Annotated in this window: 1 protein-coding gene; it reads left to right on the top strand. The window is 36.6% G+C overall.

What is annotated here, in order from left to right:
* Positions 1 to 465, top strand: a 465-nt coding sequence (locus tag B2G44_RS01975) for a reverse transcriptase/maturase family protein (RefSeq protein ID WP_219335504.1), incomplete at both ends; no start/stop codon positions are given.

The following is a 465-nucleotide window of genomic DNA, read 5'->3' as shown; positions in this document are numbered from 1 at the left end:
AATGGTTGAAAGCCGGCTTCATGAAAAACGGAATCAAATACGAATCCTTATCAGGTTCTCCTCGAGGAGGGATTATTTCTCCCTTACTGGCGAATGTATATTTACATTACATAGATCTAAAAATGGAAGAACTGATTAAAGAAGGAAAGCCAATTAAGAAAGGCAACCCGGAATATATGAGAGCATGGTCAAAAAACCGACATCATAAACTAGGGACTGATAGATGGATAAATCTAAATCCAAAACCTAGAGTTGAATACATCCGCTACGCTGATGATTTTATCATTGGCGTTAAAGGCGAGTATGACAAAGCCGAAGAGATTAAGAATCAAGTAACGCAATGGCTAGAACAAGATTTGAAACTTACCATTAGTAAGGACAAATCAAAAATTGTGAAAGCTAACAAAGGCACAAGGTTTTTATCCTACATGATAAAGGTAAATCCCACCAATAAAACTCGTACAA

This window comes from Candidatus Phytoplasma citri (assembly GCF_002009625.1).
Taxonomy (GTDB): domain Bacteria; phylum Bacillota_I; class Bacilli_A; order Acholeplasmatales; family Acholeplasmataceae; genus Phytoplasma; species Phytoplasma citri.
The sequence above is the reverse complement of the archived record's forward strand: the minus strand, read 5'-3'. Positions and strand labels throughout refer to the sequence as shown.